The following is a 15,675-nucleotide window of genomic DNA, read 5'->3' as shown; positions in this document are numbered from 1 at the left end:
AGCTTCATGCGCCGCGCTTGAAGCCTTTGTTTTCATGCATGTCGCTGTCCCACAACCGGGGCCACTTTCGGGCGACATGCATCAGCGGAGTTTCTCATGCGCGTCACATCGGATCTGTGGGTCTCGGCCCTGCTGCGCCGGGTTTTCGGCGCCGGCGGATTTGCTGCCGTGGTCAAGCGCGGTGCCACCGAAGCCGGCGCTGTTTTCGTCCTGGCGCGCGGCAGGGCGGGGGAGATTGCCCTGTTCGGACCGGCACCGCAGACAAGCTACGATTCGGCAAAGCCCGACGATCGCTTCTTCAGCCTTCTCGGTGCCGGCGATGATGCCACCGTGCTCGAGGCGCGGCTGGAACGGGAAAAGAAATTCGATCCCGACATCTGGGTGGTCGAGATCGAGGCCGGTGCCGTCCCCGTCGAGGAGCTTATTTCCGTGAAGACGCCCTGAGGCCGGGCGAAACCACCGCATCGTCGCTGTTCGAAGCCGTGCGGGTATCGCTGTTTGCAGGGGCGGTGTCGCGAACCACCCTTGAAAGGGTCTCGGCTTTCCACAGCCGCACCTTGTCCACGGCCGCATCGCGATGCAGCAGGCGGTAGCGGTCGAGGAAGATGCGGATCGCCTGCGGATGCGGGAACTGGCTGGGATAGACCGCGACCGTGATCAGGAATGCCCTGTCCTCGCTGAGGTCGAGCGAGCGCAGTGCTGCAAGCAACGAGGCATAATTCTGGTTGGCGGTGAGCGATCGCGCGATCGAGAAATCGATATCGAGCGCATCGGCGAGCGCGGTGTGGAAGAACGCAGCGTTTCCCGTCAGCGCCGTCTCGCGCAATTTGACATACGTGTCCGCGCCCGCGAAAGGATCCGCGTTCGTCGCCGCTGCCTCGTCGCGGGTGGCCATCATCGAGCGCAGCCTGCGCCTTGCATTTTCGGCGGCAATGCCGGGCGCCAGTTCTCTTGTGGGCTCTTCGACGGCGGCTTCCGTGCTTACCGGTGCTATCTTGTCCGCTGAATTGGCGTTCGCGTCCGGCTCCCGCACCCGGACCAGGGTTGGCCTTTCGAGCGCCCTGATCAGATCGGCGATGGTCGGGTTCAAGCCCTTGCGGCGCGCAATGGCGCGTGCATGCGGCAGGCCGTGCCGCCCGATCAGCGCGATGAGGTCGATGTCGCTGACCGCGCGTGAGCGGATGAGCAGCGGCGCGGCAATGTCGACCGGTTCCTCGCAAAGGCGGCGCACCAATGCGGCGGGGGCGTATTCGCATTCGGAAAGGGCGGCTGCCACGTAACGGCGGGATTCGACGGACACATTGTCGAACAGCGGCAGCGTCAGGTCTTCGAGCTGGCCGATCTCGCGGCGTGACGGGCGGGTGAGCGAGCAGAAAGCCGACACCGCGGCGCGGAACAGCCTTTCAGCCCTTCCCGAGTCGGTTCGCACCGCGATTTGCCTGAAGTCCGAAGATGACACGAAGGATACGCCCGTACTCGACACAATCTCGACCACGCTCGACCGGGACTGTGTCGGTTTCGCGTTTGCCTCGGGTCAGGATGTCCTGACCTCGAACAAAGATCAAGTTAGCGGCGATCCGTTAGCGCTCCGTTAACCCTCTGGCGTCCTTAATGATATTTGGAGGCGTTGCGTTGTGCTCCGGGGAAACCGAGAGGAATGCGCGAATCATGGGCATGGTACTGTCTTTCGTGCCGCGTACGGCACCAAGCAATCGGACGAAGCAAACCGCCGAAATGCCGGCGGCGGTGATCATCTTTCCAGGCATCCGCTACGAGCGGTCTCAGGCCGGCGAAGTGCGGCCGGTCGATCCCGACAAGCCGGGATCGCCACGGACGAAGCCGGTTCCGCACCACTGAGTTTCGGCAGCCACCGAGCATTGGTCCGGGATCATGTCTAGAAGTCCTGCAGTTCGCAGGAGCTCTGCTCGAAAAAGCGCGAAACGATCGGCTTCCAGCTGTCGTCGGGCACGAAGGCGCGGATGACGAAGATGCCTTCCTCGATCGGCGCTTCGACAAAGATCGCTCCCTGAAGGTCCTCGGGAAGGTCCTTGCGCACGTCGATCATCTGCGCCGGTGTCAGCACGACCGCATCCAGCACGCCGCCGGTCGCGGTGTGGTCGTTGAAGGAATAGATGTTGTGCCCGCTGCGGTCGTAGACCGACACCGACCAGAACGGGACATGTCCCGGCGCCTTGATGCGGACCATTCCTTCGCCCAGGTCGAACCGGCATGCCGATGCGTAAAACAGCGGATCGACGGATTTCACCACTGGCGCGCCACCGGCTTCGGCATCGAGCCGGGTCATCCTGTAGAGGTCCGAGGCCATCGACAGCCGCGACCAGGCGTCGCGTTCGGAAAATTCAGGCACCAGAAGCAGCACGACGATGTGCACGATGCCGGCGCCGAGCAGGCCGAGCAGGACCACATGCAGAAGCTTGCGCATCGTCGCGTAAGAGTTACGCATCGCAGCCGACCCTCACGATCCGCGGCAGCGAAACGTCCGACAGGCCGGTGCTGCTGGCGATCGGCGTGTCGTAGAATGTCAGCACGAAATACATCCTGCCGAAGCCGTCGGTCAGCAGCCAGTTGCCCGGCATCGGGTGATGGCTGGCGGAAATGACGACCGAATTATCGGGTTGTCGTACCACCCCGTAGGATTGCAGCGCCGCAAGCCGTGGTTTGCCGGTTTCGACCACGCCGAGCGACTGATCGGCGGCATAGAGCGTCCAGAACCGTGCCGTCGGAAATCCACCCTCGATCGCGTAGGTGCATTCGCGCCTGAGTTCGTTGCCGCCGGCGTCGTGCTCGGCGACGAAGGAAAGCCCTTCGGCACGGCCGAGCGCAAGCACGCCCTCGCGCGCCACGCGGGCCTTCGAATAGGGGTCGGCGGATGCCGTGCCGATATCGGGAAAGGCCGTCCATTGGCCGATCCGGATGGCGCCGACACCATCCTGGACCTTCAGTGCATACCAGACGCTGCCGCCACCGCCACCGATGGCTATGACAAGCGAAAGCAGCGCCAGGAATACATTCTTGAGCATGAAGGGCCGGGGACACGAAGAGTTGCCGCTCGGGGATATCGCGGCGTGGGGCCCTGTGGCAAGCGGGCCGATGGATTTGCCGCCCAAGCCAGTCGGAAAGACTCACAGTGCCGACAACGTTTCCGGCGGTTGAGGCGCGGCGAGGGCGGGCGCCGACTGGAACAGCTTGGTCATGTCCCGCAACGTCTGCGTGGTCCGGCTGGATAGAACGGGCGGCCGTTCGGCTGCGGCATCGGCCGCCGCCTGTTCGTCGCTCTTCTTCTGCGCTTCCTCGGCCTTGGCTGCGACCTCCTCGTCGACGAAAGGCTTGTCGATGCCGGGGATCGGCTTGAGGTCGATGTTCTGGTGGGCATAGACCATGAGACGCTGCCAAACCATCGCCGGCAGTGAGCCGCCCGTCATGTTCTTGGTCGGCGTAAAGTCGTCGTTGCCCAGCCACACGGCCGCCGTGTAGTTGCCGGTGAAGCCGACGAACCAGGCGTCGCGGTAGGATTGCGTCGTGCCGGTCTTGCCGGCGACGACGATGTTGGGAATCTGGGCCCGCCGCGCCGTGCCCATCACCGGCACCGCCGCCAGCATGGTGTTCATCGATTTCAGCGCCTGCTCGGACAGCACCCGGTGCGGCGGTGGCGCATCCTTGGCGAAGTCGTAGACCACCTCGCCGGTGCGGGTGACGAGCTGGGAGATGCCGTGCCGGGAGCCGACGAAGCCGTTCTGGGCGAACACGCTGTAGCCCGTCGCCTGATCCATCACGGTCATGCCCGAGGTGCCGAGCACCATCGTCTTGTGCGCTTCGAGCGGCGACTCCACACCCATCGCCTCGGCCATCGCCTTGATCGGTGGGATGCCGAGATAGTCCTTGGCCAGCCGCACCGGCACTGTGTTGATCGACTTGGCCATTGCCATGATCAGCGTGATGTTGCCGGCCGATTCGCCGCTGTAATTGTGTGGCGACCAGGTGCCCCAGCTGATCGGACCGCCGGAAATGATGGAGTTGGGCGTGAAGCCGTGCTCCATCGCCGTTGCATAGACGTAGGGCTTGAACGATGAGCCGGTCTGGCGCAGCGCCTTGGTGGCGCGGTTGAACTGGCTGGCGCCATAGTCGCGGCCGCCGACGATGGCCCTGACGGCGCCGTTGGTCTCGATGACGACAACAGCGCCTTCGGTGACGTTATACTCTTTGCCGAACTGGCGCAGATGGAACTCCACCGATTCTTCCGCCGCCTTTTGGATGTTGGCGTCGAAAGTGGTGTGGGCGACCAGCGAGTGCTGACCCGGCTTGGCGATCTTCTTGACCTCGTCGAACGCCCAGTCGAGGTAATAATCCGGGCTTTTCTGTTCGCCGCGATCGACGACATCGGCAGGGTGCAGCCTTGCCTGCAGGACCTGACCCTCGGTCATGAAGCCGGCGTCGACAAGGTTGGACAGCACCACGTTGGCGCGCGCGCGCGCCGCGGGCAGGTTGATGTGCGGCGCATATTTGGTCGGCGCCTTGAACAGGCCGGCCAGCATTGCCGCCTCGGCGAGGTTCAGGTCCTTGACGCTCTTGCCGAAATAGAAATCGGCGGCCGCCTCGATGCCGAACGTGCCGCCGCCCATATAGGCGCGGTCGAGATAGAGCTGCAGGATTTCCTTCTTCGACAGATTGGCCTCGAGCCACAGCGACAGGAAGGCTTCCTTGATCTTGCGCTCCAGCGTGCGCTCATTGGTGAGAAACAGGTTCTTGGCCAGCTGCTGGGTAATGCTCGAGCCGCCCTGGACCACCGAGTTGGCCCGCACATTCTCGAAGATCGCGCGTGAAAGGCCAAGCACATCGATGCCGTAGTGATCGAAGAAGCGGCGATCCTCGGTCGCGAGCACCGCTTTGATGACGTGATCAGGCATTTCGTCGACCGGCACCGAATCGCGCTGGATGATGCCGCGCTGGCCGATCTCGTTCCCGTAGCGGTCGAGGAAGGTGACGGCGAAGTCGCCCTGCGCGCGCCAGTCGCCGGCCGTATCCTGGAAAGCCGGGATGGCCAGCGCCAGCATCACCACAATGCCGCCCGCGCCCAGGGTAAAACCTTCGCTCAACAGTTCAATGATCCCACGGCGCCAGCCGTTGACGCGGAAGCGCCGTGAGAAGATCGTCGCGGCTTCCCAGAACTGGCGCGCCTTGAAACCGATCTCGTAGAGCGAGGAATCGAGCCATGCATCGAGCGCCAGCAGCCAGGCGGCGATCGGACCTCTTCTCTTGCGCGGTTCAGGACTGGCCATTCGGAAATCCGGCTCGGCTGTGGGCGTGACCTGAAAACCGCAAGCCGGCAATTTCAGGGCGGCGCCCTGTCCTGACTATTCATCCATTTTGCCGGCGCTCACAAGGGCGCCGAGGACACAGCCGCAAGGTTTGTTGGCGCAAGGGCAGGGGGCAAGCGTCAGGGGCAACTCTGTCGCGCGCCCAGAGAAGGTAAATTGTTGAAGGCAAGCAGACATAACGTTTCTTCAATCAAGGCAAATTATATGTTTGGTGAGATAAAAATTGCAGCGAAAGAAAGTAGTATGAAACGCCTGATTTTTATCTGCTCCATATCCTCCTTGCTGTTCCTGTCCGTGCGCCGAGCATTCGCGTTCAATTTCGGATTGATGAGAGTGCCGGACTGGATGGATTCTTACATTGGCGTGCTCGTTGTCATCACCTGCATTTTCTGGCTTGGCCTGGCGGCGACGAAACCGAGTGGCGTTCCGTTCAAGCAGCTTGCAAACGTCAAGCTCTCGCCGCTAGCGAAGTTCTTCCGCATCGGCCTGCTCATCGTCTTCACCATCCTGATGGTCATCTTTTTCGCCGGGATGGGGCTCAGACGATACGCTGAGATGACGGGCGCAGCGTAAAGCCGCGCGCCGATTTTGTCGGTCAAGGTGGGATAGTTGGTGCCCCGCCAACCGCTGCCTCTCAGGCCGGCTCGCGCTTCAACGCCTGGGCCATGCAGTGGATGCCGCCGCCGGTCTTGGAGATCTCGCTCATGTCGACCGCCGCGACCTCGAAGCCGCGCGCCTTGAGCTGGCCGATCAGTGTCTGGCTGGAGGTGGGCGCGATCACCCGGTCCTTGCCCAACGACATGAAGTTGCAGCCGAGCGCCATCGTATCCTGGAACGGCACGTCGATGATCTCGTGGCCCTTGCCCTTCAGCCAGTCGACGATGCCCGGCTCGGTGCAGGCGAGGCAGACGGCGGTCAGTTTTTCGGCGATGGGCACCACCATCAGGTCGATATGGACATAGTACTCGTCGATGAAGGCGATGCGGGTTTCCCAGCCCTCCTTTTCGAACCACGCCTGCACTTGGCGGGCGCCTTCTTCCTGCGTGCGGGCGCCGCCGCAGCCGATCAACACGACGCCGTCCTCGATGACATTGAAGTCGCCGCCCTCGAACGTGCCTGCCGTGACCATGTCGTAGATCGGGATGCCGAGTTTTTCGTAGGTGCGGATGGCGGCATAATTCTCGCCGCGCCGCCACCAGTTGGCCATCGCGGTGATGACCGCGCCGTAAGGCGTCATGACACTGGAATCGCGGGAATAGACCTGCATCGGCAGTTCCGGTGTCGGCTCGTGCCAGTGGATGTTGACGCCGAAATGCTCGTAGGCGGCGACAAGGTCCTTGTGCTGCGCCTGCGCGATCTGGACGTTGCAAGGCGCTTCGCGCAGATGCTTGCGCGACAGCGAGCTGGTCGACAGATGGCGCAGGAAATTGGGCGAGCCGAGCAACACGTCGGTCAGGACATCGGTCTCGTTGGCAAAACCCCAGGCGGTCAGCGGCTTGGTGCCGCCGGCCGGGTTGCGGCGCTGCAGCGAAAACGGCTCGGCGACGATGCGGTCATGAACGGTCATGGGGTTCTCCTCGTGAGGCAACTTGGTTGATCATGTGGCTTTGGGATTGTTCGGTATCCACCAGTCCGGTCCGCGCGGGGTGGTGACATATTCCGGCCAGCGAAATCCAATCGGCGGTTCGTAGTCGCAGAGCGGCGCGATCCAGTTCGAGCCGCCGACGCCGCCGCCGGTGCGGGCAACGAATTCATTCATCGCCGCCTCGCGGGCGGTCTGGTCTTCCAGCAGGCGAAGGGCGGCGAGCGCGATGGTCTTCGCCGCGCAGATGACCATCGGATCGATGGTGGCGGGAATGCCGCCCAGCGCATTCATTACCCATGACGGATAGGGGTAGCCGGTTTCCGAGCGCAGCGCCGGGCGGGCGATGTAGAAGCGCGCAGTCGGCGTATGCCAGCTCATATCGGTGTAGTCGTCGGAGGTCGAATTCACCTGCGAGGGCGGCAGATCGCGGCGCAGGATCGCTTCCGCCGCCTGTGGCTCGATCAGGCGCTCCAGTTCTTCGATGAACGGCTCGTCACTCGCCATGCGCCCGGCATTGACCTGCATGTCGCGCGCAACCGCCTTGGCGTCCTCGTCCCAGCGCGGCGGCCCGACGGTCGACAGCGCTTCATAGGCGACTTCGGCCATGGCGTGATTGGCCAGCCCCGGCCGCGACTTCGACACCCAATGCCGCTCGTGGCGGCAGCCGCTCATGCTGGCAGCGGCCTCGGCGTTGCGGTCGAGCACGGCGGTGATCTGCTCGGCCATCGCCAGCGTCGGCACGCGGATCATGTACTGGATCTCGGCCAGCCCCGCCGGCAGGTTGTCGGCGGTCGCCTGGCCGGCTGTCAGGATCGCCTCGCTGATCGACCAGCCGCCCTGGTGCGGCAGCATGGAATCGCGCAGTGCCTTGGACGCCATGTACATCATCATGAGCGCGTCGTTGGCGCCCGGCGCGCGCACCGCCGAATGCGCCTGCGGAATGGGCGCTGCGCCGCCCGCCGCTCGTGCCCAGCGCTCCGGTTGGTCGCAGATGAAGCGGTAGATCATTGCGTAAGCTGCCCCGCAATGCGTGTCCCAGCGCGCGGTGTTGCAGAGCGGCAGCATGTAGAACGGGTGGAACGAGATCATGCCGGCGAGACCGTCATAATAGCCCTTGGCGGCATGGATCGGCTTGGACCCGCGAACCTTCTCGGCTGGCTCGCCGGTGAAGCGCAGCGTGCCTGAAATGCCGTGGCGCTGCATCGCCGCCTTGGTCGCCAGCAGCCCGCCGAGGCTTGAAATGCCCAGCCCGGAATGCGGGTCGGTATGACCACCAGCATGTTCCGAGAGGCCTGGGCGCGGACGCTTGACCGTCGCGGCATCCTGGCAATTGCCTGGTACCGCGTCATATTCGGCGTACATGCCGATGGTCGGGCCGGGGCCATTGGTCCAGTGGGCGCAGAAGGCCGTCGGCATGCCGCCGGATCCTTCCTCGACGGAGAAGCCTTCGCGCTTCAGCCGCTCCACATACCAGGCAGCCGACTGATATTCCCGCCACGCGGTTTCACCGAAGTCGAAGATAGTGCGCGTCCACGCCGACAGCAACGGCTGGATGTCGTCGAGACAGGCAAGGGCGGTTGCTTGCGCCGAGGTGGCCACCGGTTTCTCCATGGGATGAGAAGAAAGCAGTGAAGCGGTTCGCCAAAAAGTGATATGTTTTCCCGGCTCATGCAAATTCGGTTCACCTGAGGCCTCTTGCGCATACCATCCACCCAGGCGCTGCGCGCGCTCGACAGCTTTGCCCGCCACGGCAGCGTCTGGCGCGCCGCCGACGAATTGCATCTGACCCGCAGCGCCGTGAGCCATCAGCTTCGCCTGCTTGAACGCGACCTTGGCTTCGATCTGCTCGAGCGCATCGGCAAGGGCGTGGCCCTGACGCCGCGCGGCCAGCGTTACGCCAGCGACGTGCGCAAGGCGCTGACCGTGCTGGGCGATGCGGTCACCCGCCATGCCGGCACCGGCGTTGGCGGCTCGTTCAGCGTCAGCTGCACGCCGGGCTTTGCCTCGCTGTTCCTGTGTACCCATATCGGCGAGTTCAGGCAGATGTACCCCGATGTGGCGCTTCGCATCCTGACGCCGCGACGGCTGGATGATGTCAGCAACGCCGACGCCGACGCCTTCATCGCCTTCGGCGTTGGCAATTGGCCGAACCGGGCCGCCGAACTGTTGTGCGAGATTTCCTTTACGCCGCTCTGCAGCCCGACGCTCCTCAACAAGGTCGGCGGGTTCTCCAAGCCCGCCGATGTGTTGCGCGCCAATCTCCTGCATCTCGGTGACACCGAGGATTGGGCGCGCTGGCTGGCGCTGTCCAGGGTCGAGAACCCCGACCCGGAAGGCGGTATCTTTTTTTCCGACATGAATCTTGTCTTCTCGGCCGCAATAGCCGGCCAGGGCATGGCCATGGGCGACGAACTGACCAGCGGCAAGGCCCTGGCCGAGGGCAGGCTCGTGCGTCCCTTCGACATTGCGATCAAATCGCCGCGCTCCTACTTCCTCGTTTCCGAACACGCCAAGGCGACGCACCCGGTGCTTGACGCATTTGCCGGATGGCTGCGATCGAAGCTCGCGGAGAGCAATGCCAAGGGCATGGCCGACCACGGGCGCCACAGATTGGACAGATGAATGGAATTTGCCGATCCGGCGAAAACTATTCGGTTGCGGTGAGGCCGCGCGCTGCCTACGATTTCTCTTGGAGTTGAGGAAACAGACAGGATGCAGCAACCCGGCCGGGCCGCAGAGATCAAGGCAATCGGGATCGGCAAGAGCTTCGGCTCGTTCCGTGCGCTGGACAATCTGACGCTCGATATCGGCCGCGGCGAGTTCCTGACCCTGCTCGGGCCGTCCGGTTCGGGCAAGACCACCTTCCTGATGATCCTTGCTGGCTTCGTGCAACCGACCGAGGGCCGGCTTTTCAGCGATGGCGTCGACATCACCGAACGACCGGCCGAACAGCGCGCAGCCGGCATGGTTTTCCAGGGCTACGCGCTGTTTCCGCATATGACCGTCGAAGCCAACATCGCCTTCCCACTCAAGGTGCGCAAGAAATCGGCGGCCGACATCAAGCGCCGTGTCGGCGAGATGATCGAACGCGTCGGCCTCAAGGGCCACGAGAAAAAACTGCCGGCGCAACTTTCAGGCGGTCAGCAGCAGCGCGTCGCGCTCGCCCGTGCGCTGGTGTTCGAGCCGGGCGTGCTTTTGCTCGACGAGCCGTTTTCCGCACTCGACAAGGGCCTGCGCGGTCAGATGCAGGCCGAGATGAAGCGGCTGCACCAGGAGACCGGCACAACCTTCGTCTTCGTTACCCACGATCAGAGCGAGGCACTGGCGCTGTCGTCGCGCGTCGCCATCTTCAATCATGGCAAACTGCTGCAGGTCGGAGCGCCGGACGAGGTCTATGACCGGCCGGACAACCGCTTCGTCGCCGAGTTCCTTGGCGAGATCAACATGCTGCCGCTGAAGGGGGTGCGCCCGGCCGACAATGGCTCGACCGGCCTCTGCGAAGACCGAGCGGTCTCCATGCGCTGCAGGGCTGAGGCGGTGCGCGGCGATGCGATCCTGGCGATCCGGCCTGAATACATGTCGATATCAGGCGAGGCAGTAGCCGGCGAGAACGGCATCGCCGCGACCGCGACCAACTCCACCTATCTCGGCGCGGCAACGCGGCTTGACCTGACGACGCGGCAAGGCGCGAAGGTCACGGTCTCGGTGCCGAACGAGATAGCTGCCGCCGCGCTGAGCAAGGGCAACTCCGTCTGGCTCACCTGGCCGGCGGAAAAGGGTTTCCTCCTTCCGGATGGAGGACAATGACGAACGGTGTGGCGAGACTTCGCGCCACCGCTTTCCGGTACTCTCAACGACAAAAAAGGGGAACTGCCATGACAAATGAGACCAAGAAACAAGCCATCGAGAGCCTGTCCGCCAGGGCAGGTCGCGGCGAGATCTCGCGCCGGCAATTCACGCAGCTGGCAGCAATGGTGCTGGCCGGCACGCCGATGCTGCTGCGCTCGACCGGAGCCTTTGCAGCGGCGAAGGAACTGGTGCTGGTGAACTGGGGCGGCGACGCCATCACCGCCTATGATGCCGCCTATGGCCAGGCATTCACCAAGGAAACCGGCATCACCGTCAAGATGGACGGCTCGGGCCCGACCGAAGGCGCCATCGCCGCGCAGTTCAAGAGCGGCGCACCGACCTGGGACCTCGTCGACGTCGACCCGTTCTCGGCCATCACGCTCGGCGCGCAGGGCGCACTCGAGCCGATCGACTATGCGGTCGTCGACAAGAAGAAGATGCGCGAAGGCTTTGGCTGGGAATATGCCGCTTCGACCTATTTCTTCTCCTATGTCATCGCCTACGATTCCGAAAAGTATGGCAAGGACGCACCGACCGGCATGGCCGATTTCTTCGATGTGAAGAAATTCCCCGGCAAGCGCTCGCTCTACAAATGGGGCGTGTCGAGCTGGGAGGCCGCGCTGCTCGCCGACGGCATCGCGCCTGCCTCGCTCTACCCGCTCGATCTGAAGCGCGCTCATGACAAGATCGCCGCCTTCAAGGAGAACGTCGTCGCCTATTGGGGCGGCGGTGCCGAAAGCCAGAGCGTGCTGCTCAATGGCGAGGCCTCCATGGCCATCGTCTGGTCGACCCGCGCCTCGCTGATCGAGCAGGATTCCGGGGGCAAGATCAAGTTCATCTGGGACCAGGGCCTGATCTCGCCCGGCGCGCTCGCCGTGCTCAAGGGCAATCCCGGCGGCAAGGACGCGGCGATGAAGTTCATCGCCAGCGCCCAGGACCCGCAAAAGCAGCTGATCATGTTCGACAAGCTCGGCCAGGGCCCCGCAAACCCGGCCGCCGACGCGCTGATCCCCGCCGACAAGAAGCGCATCAATCCGGTCGACCCCGAGAACATGAAAAAGCAGATCGCGCTCGATATGGACTGGTACGCCAAGAACTACGGGCCAGCGCTCGACGAATACACCAAGATCATCTCCGCCTGATCAAGGCCGGATGACCGGGTCGACATGAGAGCATATCTCTCCGACAGGATGGGCGCGGCGCTGTTGATGGCGCCGCTGCTCCTGTTTCTTGCCCTGGCCTATGCCTGGCCGTTCCTCGGCGTCGTCAAGTGGAGTTTTACGCTGCCGACGCCGGGGCTCGGCCAGTATGATGCGCTGCTCACCGACGATCTGGTGCAGTCGGTGTTCATCCGGACACTGCGCATCGCGGCGGTGGTCACCATGGTTTCGGTGGCCGCTGCCTATGCCATCACCGTCGTCTGGGTGCGTGGAACCCCGGGACAGCGCCTGGTTGCCGAGTTCTGCATTCTCGTTCCCTTCTGGATCTCGGTGCTGACCCGTGCCTTCGGCTGGGTGGCGCTGCTGTCCAATCGCGGTCTGATCAACACCTGGCTGCAGGCGATCGGTTTCATTTCCGAACCGCTGGCGCTGGTGCGCAACGAGTTCGGCGTCATCGTCGGCATGACGCATTTCCTCATTCCCTTCGCCGTCTTTCCGCTGGCGTCCGCCATGCGCAGCCTCGACGACCGCGTGCTGCTGGCCGCGCGCGGGCTCGGCTCCACCCGCATGCGCACCTTCTGGTCGGTCTTCGTGCCGATGACCAGCTCCGGCATCATCGGCGCGGCGCTCATCGTCTTCGTGTTTTCGCTGGGCTTCTTCGTGACGCCGGCGATCCTCGGCGGCGGCCGCAGCGTCATGGTCGCCGAGCTGATCTATCTCAGGATATTCCAGAGCCCGGACTGGGGGCTGGGCGCGGCGATCAGCGTCGTGCTGGTGCTGTTCGTCGGCGCGCTGATGGCGCTCTTGTTCCGTTATGTCAGACCGAAGCAGTTGATCTGATGCCGACCTACCGCCCTGGTCCCGTCTCGCTGATCATCGCCGCCTTCGTGGCGCTGTTCCTGCTGATGCCGCTGCTCGCCGTGATCCCGGTGTCGCTGACACCGAGCCGCATGCTGGCGATGCCATCCGGCGAACTGTCGCTGCGCCATTACCGGGCGCTGATCGAGGATCCGCGCTGGATCGATTCGATCCTGCTCTCGATCCGCATCGGCATCGTCAGCAGCGCCTTTTCCACCGTGCTGGCGCTGTGCTTCAGCCTCGGTGTGTGGATGTTCCAGCCGCGCTTCACCGCGGCACTCGTCGGCTTCGTTCTGCTGCCGATGGTGGTGCCGCCGGTGGTTTCGGCCATCACGCTCTACTTCCTTTTGACCTCGATCTCGGGTTTCAGCTCGTTCTTCGGCTATGACACCTGGCTTGGCGTTGCCATGGCGCATTCGGTGATGACGGTGCCCTTCGCCACCGTGCTGATGCTGGTCTCGCTCAGCCAGCTCGACCGGCGCATCGACCTTGCCGCGCGCGGTCTGGGCGCAACTGTCTGGGAGCGCGCCACCCGGATCATCATGCCCAACATCAAGTTCGGCATCATCACCGCGGCACTTCTCTCCTTTGTGCTGTCCTGGGAAGAAATCGGCGTCACGCTGTTCATTACAAGCGTCAACGCCATCACGCTGCCCAGGCTGATGTGGATGGGCCTGCGCGACAACATCGACCCGGCGATTGCAGCGCTCTCGGTGATCCTGATCATCATCACGGTGCTGGTGCTGGCGCTGCGCAGTTTCGTGGTCAGGCTGCGCCAGGCGAATTAGAGCAATTCCAGGAAAAGTATGAAACGGTTTTCTGTCCGGAATTGTGTAAAAACAAAGAGATAGAGCGGTTCGCCGTTTCCGGGAAACGGTGGGTCGCTCTAGACAAACCTGACCGAGACGCGGCCAAACCTGCCCAGATCGCCAGTGACTTCGTCACCTGCCTCGACACTTATCGGCGTTACGCAGGTGCCGGTTATCACCACCTGTCCCGGCTGGACTGCTATGCCGAGGCCCGACAGTTCGTTGACGATCCAGGCGAGCGCAATGCGCGGATCGCCCAACACGGCTGCCCCGGTTCCGTCATGCCGCGACTTTCCAGAAACAAAGGCGACAACCGGGTGCTTGGCGAGGTCCACGTCGCGCCAATCATCTTTTGCGGCCTCACCGATGACATACAGGTTGGCGCAGGCATTGTCGGCTATGAGCTGCGGCGCGCCTACCGCGCAGAAATAGTCATATCGCGAGTCCGGTATTTCGATCGCCGGGTGCAAGGTCTCTACGGCATCCATCACTTCACCGATTGCATAGGGTTCCGGGCGAGGCGGCAATCGGCGGCCGAAGCGGAAAGCGAATTCGATCTCGGCCACACGCATCTTGCTCGTCGCCAGCGAAACGGCCCCGCCAACCTCGACCGCTTTTTCGGCGAGGAGACGCCCGGCCATCGGGCCGTCGACATTGATGTGCCTTTGTCCGGCCAGACTGGTTGCCGCAATCTTCCAACCGAAGAGCGGAGCCACCGAACGATCCATCACATGCGACTGGATGGCGTAACCTTCGGTCCGCGTTTGTGGCCGCAATTCTTGGGGTATGGCGTCGAGACGAGTGCCGTTGTCCCAATGGCTTACCAACAAACGCGACGCGGCCCTGGCCTTTTCTGGATCGAGCATCATTACTCCGGAAATCAAGGAAAACGCCCCGCTGCTTGGCGCCGCGTGGAGCAAAAGCGGGCAAGGAACCCCGTCCATACGGAGGCAAGGTTAGGTGAGCGGGAATCGAAAGTCCACGTTCACACTCGGCTTGCCAGGCATCTGGCCAGCCCGTCCTCTCTCAGATCGCCGTGCGTCATCACCTTGGCGCCGGCGCTTGCGTTGCGCAGCTTCGTGCGGATACGCTGCGAGCGAATTATAGTGCGCAAGATGCTGTTCGAGGCGTGGCAGGCGAGGGAACGACATATGACCGCATCCGGCGACTTGCTGCAGGCATTGTTCCTGCGATTGAGAAGCGATGCATCGCTGTCGGCGCTGCTGGGCGGCGCTGGGCTGCTCGAACATGCGGCCGACAATGCCGCCTTTCCCCATGTAACCTGCGGCCAGACCAGCGCCTTCGACTGGGACACCGGGGTCCAGAACGATGCCGATCAGCTGGTCACGCTGCATGTCTGGTCGAAGACCCATGACGAGGCCGAAACGCGTGCCATCATGGACAGCATCAAGGCGCGCCTCGCCGACTCGGTGCTGATCATCGGCCCGCGTGGACAGACACGCCTCGTGCTGGAATTCGCCGAGGCTCGCTATGACGAGGACCTGCTCGTGCATCACGGCTTGCTGCGGTTTCGCGCCATAACGCAGGAAAATGACTGATGCGCTTTCAATATGGTCCAAACGGGGTCTAGACTGATGCTTCCGGGATTTCGCCGTGTGGGCGGCGAAATCCGATCGGTTGTCTCGCGTTACAGGGGTAGCGGACATGGTCTTGGCGGCGTTCACTGTTCATTTCACGTTCAGCACCGATGCGTTACAACGCCGAGCATGAAAACGCTTCGCTCCCACTTCCGAACCGCGACACTGGCGCTCTGTGCTGCCGGCCTGTTTGCGTCGCAGGCGATGGCGACACCGGTCATTGCCCCGGACCAGGCCCGCCCGGTCGTATTGGTGGCGTCCGATTGCTACGCCATCGGCCAGCAGGTGGCCGAGCAGAATGGCGGAACGCTGGCCAAGGCCTCGCAATCGACGCGCGGAGGCCAGCCGGTTTGCGTCATCGTCGTGCTCGTGCCGGGCAAGGATGGGCAGCGTCCGCGCCGTTCCGAAATCATCGTTCCGCAGAACTGACCCAATCTTTCATCTTAAAGGCCTTCGTTTCCCAGGCCGCCGGAATCGGCC

17 protein-coding genes are annotated in these 15,675 nt (G+C 63.3%); 10 read left to right on the top strand and 7 right to left on the bottom strand.

Going from position 1 to position 15,675, the window contains the following annotated elements; translation table 11 throughout:
• The first annotated feature begins 96 nt into the window (after positions 1-96).
• A complete protein-coding gene (locus AC1RZR_RS27410; RefSeq protein WP_477275995.1) occupies positions 97-444 on the top strand; it encodes a DUF1491 family protein in 348 nt (115 codons plus the stop codon).
• Here AC1RZR_RS27410 and AC1RZR_RS27405 read toward each other — a convergent pair.
• Entirely contained in the window at positions 422-1,459 is a 1,038-nt protein-coding gene (locus tag AC1RZR_RS27405; RefSeq protein ID WP_481826577.1) for a hypothetical protein, read from the bottom strand. The genes AC1RZR_RS27410 and AC1RZR_RS27405 overlap by 23 nt on opposite strands.
• A gap of 209 nt (positions 1,460-1,668) precedes the next feature.
• Between AC1RZR_RS27405 and AC1RZR_RS27400 the strand changes: the two genes are divergently transcribed.
• On the top strand, positions 1,669-1,857 hold the full coding sequence (locus tag AC1RZR_RS27400) for a hypothetical protein (RefSeq protein WP_379106000.1): 189 nt from the start codon (positions 1,669-1,671) through the stop codon (positions 1,855-1,857).
• Positions 1,858-1,894: 37 nt separating this feature from the next.
• Here AC1RZR_RS27400 and AC1RZR_RS27395 read toward each other — a convergent pair whose 3' ends face one another.
• From AC1RZR_RS27395 to AC1RZR_RS27385, 3 genes are all read right to left on the bottom strand, one after another.
• Complete coding sequence (locus tag AC1RZR_RS27395) at positions 1,895-2,464, bottom strand: DUF1254 domain-containing protein (RefSeq protein ID WP_477275998.1); 570 nt, start codon at positions 2,462-2,464, stop codon at positions 1,895-1,897.
• The gene (locus tag AC1RZR_RS27390) at positions 2,457-3,041 is read right to left on the bottom strand and encodes a DUF1214 domain-containing protein (RefSeq protein ID WP_477276000.1); all 585 of its coding nucleotides are present in this window, start codon (positions 3,039-3,041) and stop codon (positions 2,457-2,459) included. The genes AC1RZR_RS27395 and AC1RZR_RS27390 overlap by 8 nt, the downstream gene beginning before the upstream one ends.
• Positions 3,042-3,143: 102 nt before the next feature.
• Positions 3,144-5,297, bottom strand: coding sequence for a transglycosylase domain-containing protein (locus AC1RZR_RS27385; RefSeq protein ID WP_477276002.1), 2,154 nt, complete (start codon positions 5,295-5,297; stop codon positions 3,144-3,146).
• 282 nt (positions 5,298-5,579) lie between these two features.
• Between AC1RZR_RS27385 and AC1RZR_RS27380 the strand changes: the two genes are divergently transcribed.
• Positions 5,580-5,909, top strand: coding sequence for a hypothetical protein (locus AC1RZR_RS27380; RefSeq protein WP_477276004.1), 330 nt, complete (start codon positions 5,580-5,582; stop codon positions 5,907-5,909).
• Between the two features lie 61 nt (positions 5,910-5,970).
• Here the strand turns inward: AC1RZR_RS27380 and AC1RZR_RS27375 are convergent, their stop codons facing one another.
• Both AC1RZR_RS27375 and AC1RZR_RS27370 read right to left on the bottom strand, forming a co-directional pair.
• On the bottom strand, positions 5,971-6,903 hold the full coding sequence (locus AC1RZR_RS27375; protein WP_481826576.1) for a dimethylarginine dimethylaminohydrolase family protein: 933 nt from the start codon (positions 6,901-6,903) through the stop codon (positions 5,971-5,973).
• A 30-nt stretch (positions 6,904-6,933) separates the two neighbouring features.
• Positions 6,934-8,532 (bottom strand): zinc-binding metallopeptidase family protein, encoded by a 1,599-nt coding sequence (locus AC1RZR_RS27370; RefSeq protein WP_481826575.1) that lies wholly within the window; start codon positions 8,530-8,532, stop codon positions 6,934-6,936.
• 84 nt (positions 8,533-8,616) lie between these two features.
• Here AC1RZR_RS27370 and AC1RZR_RS27365 point away from each other — a divergent pair, with 84 nt between their 5' ends.
• The 5 genes from AC1RZR_RS27365 to AC1RZR_RS27345 all read left to right on the top strand — a co-directional run bounded on the left by AC1RZR_RS27365 (position 8,617) and on the right by AC1RZR_RS27345 (position 13,576).
• Positions 8,617-9,543: a LysR substrate-binding domain-containing protein gene (locus tag AC1RZR_RS27365; protein ID WP_477276008.1), complete on the top strand. Its 927-nt coding sequence runs from the start codon at positions 8,617-8,619 to the stop codon at positions 9,541-9,543.
• Between the two features lie 90 nt (positions 9,544-9,633).
• Entirely contained in the window at positions 9,634-10,728 is a 1,095-nt protein-coding gene (locus AC1RZR_RS27360; protein ID WP_481826574.1) for an ABC transporter ATP-binding protein, read from the top strand.
• A 68-nt stretch (positions 10,729-10,796) separates the two neighbouring features.
• Positions 10,797-11,912 carry an ABC transporter substrate-binding protein gene (locus tag AC1RZR_RS27355; RefSeq protein WP_481826573.1) on the top strand — a complete coding sequence of 372 codons (1,116 nt, stop codon included), beginning with the start codon at positions 10,797-10,799 and terminating at the stop codon, positions 11,910-11,912.
• 24 nt (positions 11,913-11,936) lie between these two features.
• Positions 11,937-12,770, top strand: coding sequence for an ABC transporter permease (locus AC1RZR_RS27350; RefSeq protein WP_481826572.1), 834 nt, complete (start codon positions 11,937-11,939; stop codon positions 12,768-12,770).
• Positions 12,770-13,576: an ABC transporter permease gene (locus AC1RZR_RS27345; protein ID WP_477276016.1), complete on the top strand. Its 807-nt coding sequence runs from the start codon at positions 12,770-12,772 to the stop codon at positions 13,574-13,576. The genes AC1RZR_RS27350 and AC1RZR_RS27345 overlap by 1 nt, the downstream gene beginning before the upstream one ends.
• 98 nt (positions 13,577-13,674) lie before the next feature.
• On the opposite strand, the gene AC1RZR_RS27340 is transcribed toward AC1RZR_RS27345, so the two are convergent.
• A complete protein-coding gene (locus AC1RZR_RS27340; RefSeq protein WP_481826571.1) occupies positions 13,675-14,463 on the bottom strand; it encodes a 2-keto-4-pentenoate hydratase in 789 nt (262 codons plus the stop codon).
• A gap of 285 nt (positions 14,464-14,748) precedes the next feature.
• On the opposite strand from AC1RZR_RS27340, the gene AC1RZR_RS27335 reads away from it, so the two are divergent.
• Both AC1RZR_RS27335 and AC1RZR_RS27330 read left to right on the top strand, forming a co-directional pair.
• On the top strand, positions 14,749-15,156 hold the full coding sequence (locus tag AC1RZR_RS27335; protein ID WP_477276020.1) for a DUF3168 domain-containing protein: 408 nt from the start codon (positions 14,749-14,751) through the stop codon (positions 15,154-15,156).
• A gap of 168 nt (positions 15,157-15,324) precedes the next feature.
• On the top strand, positions 15,325-15,624 hold the full coding sequence (locus tag AC1RZR_RS27330) for a hypothetical protein (protein ID WP_477276022.1): 300 nt from the start codon (positions 15,325-15,327) through the stop codon (positions 15,622-15,624).
• Positions 15,625-15,675 lie beyond the last annotated feature (51 nt).

This window comes from Mesorhizobium bavaricum (genome assembly GCF_056781655.1).
Note: the sequence above shows the minus strand (reverse complement) of the source record. Positions and strands in the feature narration are given on the sequence as shown.

What these genes read in the sequence shown, in the direction of transcription:
- AC1RZR_RS27340 (WP_481826571.1), bottom strand. Translation starts at nt 14,463, where the DNA reads ATGCTCGATCCAGAAAAGGCCAGGGCCGCGTCGCGTTTGTTGGTAAGC.
- AC1RZR_RS27390 (WP_477276000.1), bottom strand. Translation starts at nt 3,041, where the DNA reads ATGCTCAAGAATGTATTCCTGGCGCTGCTTTCGCTTGTCATAGCCATC.
- AC1RZR_RS27380 (WP_477276004.1), top strand. Translation starts at nt 5,580, where the DNA reads ATGAAACGCCTGATTTTTATCTGCTCCATATCCTCCTTGCTGTTCCTG.
- AC1RZR_RS27400 (WP_379106000.1), top strand. Translation starts at nt 1,669, where the DNA reads ATGGGCATGGTACTGTCTTTCGTGCCGCGTACGGCACCAAGCAATCGG.
- AC1RZR_RS27360 (WP_481826574.1), top strand. Translation starts at nt 9,634, where the DNA reads ATGCAGCAACCCGGCCGGGCCGCAGAGATCAAGGCAATCGGGATCGGC.
- AC1RZR_RS27370 (WP_481826575.1), bottom strand. Translation starts at nt 8,532, where the DNA reads ATGGAGAAACCGGTGGCCACCTCGGCGCAAGCAACCGCCCTTGCCTGT.
- AC1RZR_RS27355 (WP_481826573.1), top strand. Translation starts at nt 10,797, where the DNA reads ATGACAAATGAGACCAAGAAACAAGCCATCGAGAGCCTGTCCGCCAGG.
- AC1RZR_RS27345 (WP_477276016.1), top strand. Translation starts at nt 12,770, where the DNA reads ATGCCGACCTACCGCCCTGGTCCCGTCTCGCTGATCATCGCCGCCTTC.
- AC1RZR_RS27395 (WP_477275998.1), bottom strand. Translation starts at nt 2,464, where the DNA reads ATGCGTAACTCTTACGCGACGATGCGCAAGCTTCTGCATGTGGTCCTG.
- AC1RZR_RS27330 (WP_477276022.1), top strand. Translation starts at nt 15,325, where the DNA reads ATGAAAACGCTTCGCTCCCACTTCCGAACCGCGACACTGGCGCTCTGT.
- AC1RZR_RS27335 (WP_477276020.1), top strand. Translation starts at nt 14,749, where the DNA reads ATGACCGCATCCGGCGACTTGCTGCAGGCATTGTTCCTGCGATTGAGA.
- AC1RZR_RS27410 (WP_477275995.1), top strand. Translation starts at nt 97, where the DNA reads ATGCGCGTCACATCGGATCTGTGGGTCTCGGCCCTGCTGCGCCGGGTT.
- AC1RZR_RS27385 (WP_477276002.1), bottom strand. Translation starts at nt 5,297, where the DNA reads ATGGCCAGTCCTGAACCGCGCAAGAGAAGAGGTCCGATCGCCGCCTGG.
- AC1RZR_RS27375 (WP_481826576.1), bottom strand. Translation starts at nt 6,903, where the DNA reads ATGACCGTTCATGACCGCATCGTCGCCGAGCCGTTTTCGCTGCAGCGC.
- AC1RZR_RS27350 (WP_481826572.1), top strand. Translation starts at nt 11,937, where the DNA reads ATGAGAGCATATCTCTCCGACAGGATGGGCGCGGCGCTGTTGATGGCG.